Annotated in this window: 2 protein-coding genes and 2 pseudogenes; 1 reads left to right on the top strand and 3 read right to left on the bottom strand. The window is 51.0% G+C overall.

From position 1 onward, the window contains the following. Positions 1-96: 96 nt before the first annotated feature. The 3 genes and pseudogenes from N5096_RS16490 to N5096_RS05010 all read right to left on the bottom strand — a co-directional run bounded on the left by N5096_RS16490 (position 97) and on the right by N5096_RS05010 (position 1265). Positions 97-342 carry an NAD-dependent epimerase/dehydratase family protein gene (locus N5096_RS16490; RefSeq protein ID WP_379789989.1) on the bottom strand — a complete coding sequence of 82 codons (246 nt, stop codon included), beginning with the start codon at positions 340-342 and terminating at the stop codon, positions 97-99. Positions 343-417: 75 nt separating this feature from the next. Further along, positions 418-549 carry a hypothetical protein gene (locus tag N5096_RS05005; protein WP_267663229.1) on the bottom strand — a complete coding sequence of 44 codons (132 nt, stop codon included), beginning with the start codon at positions 547-549 and terminating at the stop codon, positions 418-420. A 110-nt stretch (positions 550-659) separates the two neighbouring features. Then, positions 660-1265, bottom strand: a pseudogene (locus tag N5096_RS05010) (IS6 family transposase). Between the two features lie 225 nt (positions 1266-1490). On the opposite strand from N5096_RS05010, the pseudogene N5096_RS05015 reads away from it, so the two are divergent. Further along, a pseudogene (locus tag N5096_RS05015) lies at positions 1491-2467 on the top strand (IS630 family transposase). The last annotated feature ends 53 nt before the right edge of the window (positions 2468-2520 follow it).

Here is a 2520-nt window from a genome sequence, read left to right on the forward strand (position 1 = left end):
AGCAAGCCGTCTGAGCGATGCCATATCGCCAGACGGCGTCCATTTCCGGGTTAATCTGGCGGAATATTACAGTAAGAGCGTCCCAGACCGTCGTCACTAGGCGGCAAAACAAGGCACGATGTCCTCTACGAGTTCCTCGTTACGGATATCACCCTCAACGAGGTCAATTGGGGTAGTTCTTGGAGATATATTTCCAGTTGTATGCAGCTGTAGTTCGGCTTTCATCCGCAGTTTCGAGCGTCTCGACGCGACTGAGATTGTCGAGAGCTGTGTGATCTTGGCGCCGCGTTCAGCGTAGTATTCGACAGCGTGGCTCCCGACAAACCCTGCGCCACCGGTCACGAGGACTTTTTTGGCCTTCCCATACGTCTGATTCGGAGATATCCGTAAAATCAGTTTCTTATCCGTCTCCCCCGATTAGTCCCTTCTCTTCAAGTTCAGCGTGGGCCTCCTCGAAGCTATCCTCCGCATTCTGTGTACGCCCCACTCGACCAGTTCGCGCATCTTTTCCTCGAAATCGATTTCCGCCTCGAATCCGATTTCTTTCATTTTGTAAATATATTCTGATAAAATAACGAACCAAGTGGTGGGATATACTATGAGTGGTGATTTGGAGCGCATCCCCGACTTGAAGTCGATGGGTGCCTCACCTGTAGTGTTCAGATAAGCTGATTGCATACGAAGCCGAACGATCTGATCCAATCGTCGACGGTTTCTGCTTCGGCGTTGCTAAAAGTTTGATAAACAGATATCTCGACAGATTTACTTCTTTAAAAATACGTTCAACAGCATTCCGGTATTCATGTTTCTCGTATCTAAAATCGAAGCCGTGGCGCTGACACGCATCTTGTAACGACTGCGACCCATCGACGAGAAACACGGTGTCGGAGACGTCTTGTTTTCCGGAAAGTTCCGTTAGAAACGAATGAGCAAGAACCTTCGTAGTCGTCGGTTCGAGTTTTGTATGGGTCAATTCGTTTGTCTCCGGATCGACAGCGGCATACAGCCAATATTGCTTATTGTTGAGTCGGATCGCGGTTTCGTCAACCGCAACGTGATCTGGACACCGACCAGCTTCGGGCTGTCGATCGGCCTTATGAACCCAATTATGGACGATCGATCGAGCACGTTCAACAACGAATATCTCAAGAATAGAAACAGTATTCGAAAGCGGTAATCCAGCCAGATGTGGTTGAATACTGAGCTTCATCAGAAATTGCGGTGTCGCCTCGCGCTCTAAGCTCTAAATCGATTTGGCCGATGATACCGCTGAGGCGTGAGTTTTCGTTAAAACTTTGAAAAGGTACGCCTCACTCCTCAATCCTTATTTGAATACCACCGCCGCAGAGACGGGAGTTTTAACCAACCCTCCCCCAAGTCCCCGTATGAAAGTCATCGTGGTCGCGACGGCGGCGCTGGTCTCGGTGGCGGCCGCGCCAGACATATAGTAGTCGTTAGAATTCTCTGCTCAGAGAGTATTACAGTATTTAATGGACCATCTCAACAAGATCTCCGTCAAAGAACGGAAACAAACCGACGCAACGGTTGTTAGCTGCGATCGCGTACAAAAACGGCGTCACGCAGACTGAACTTGCCGAGTGGCACGATACCGGCCGAAGAACGATCTACAGTTGGCTCAAACGACTCGATACGGACGAGCCGCTTGAACAGGCCGTTACTGATGCTCATCGATCTGGTCGAAAGCGAAAACTCTCAGAAAAACAGCAGCAAGAGTTTGAACAAACAGTCCACGAATCACCCGAAGAGATCGGCTTTGACGCGCCGGCGTGGACGCCGGCGCTTGTCAAAGAATTACTCGAAGAAACGTACGGCGTCAAGTATTCACTCCCGAGCTGTCGGCGGTTGTTGAAAGAGGCGGGATTGAGCTATCAAAAACCACGCCGTTCAGCCGCTGAATCAGACGAAGACGACCAAGAAGCGTTTCACGACGAGATCAAAAAAAAAGCGGCGAGAGATGGACGCCACAGTAGTCTGTATCGATCAAACCAAGAAATCTGTCCAAGTCGAGCCGCGTGCCGCGTGGTTTCCGCGCGGCACGCGGCCTTCCGTCGAATTATCCGGTCAACGGGACTGGACGTGCTTGTTAGGCGCGATCACCGAGGACGGAGATCGCTTTTTCTCTCGTCTCACCGAGTATATTACCGCCGATCACGCGAGACATTTCATTTTAGCATTATGTGAAGAATTTGAAGAGGATTTGATCGTCGTGCTCGATGGAGCACCGTATTTTCAGGCATCGGCCGTCACGGACCTCGCGGCCCGTGACGACCTCGCCTTTGTAACGCTCCCGTCGTATTCGCCGGAGTTGAACCCTGTCGAGGAATGCTGGAGACAGCTCCAAGCAGCGCTCAGCAACCGCTTCTTCGACTCACTCGACGAACTGACAACAGCGATCGACACCGCTCTTGGTCAACTCTCTATCCCAAAAGCATTCGTTGTAGTTTAACGCCTCACGCCAGCGCCGTCTGCTGATCTGAATATCGTTGGGACTACCTGTCA

The organism is Halorubrum yunnanense (assembly GCF_026586675.1).
Classification (GTDB): domain Archaea; phylum Halobacteriota; class Halobacteria; order Halobacteriales; family Haloferacaceae; genus Halorubrum; species Halorubrum yunnanense.

Bases quoted from the DNA above. Each gene is read 5' to 3' on its own strand.
- N5096_RS05005 (WP_267663229.1), bottom strand. From the start codon at position 549: ATGAAAGAAATCGGATTCGAGGCGGAAATCGATTTCGAGGAAAAGATG.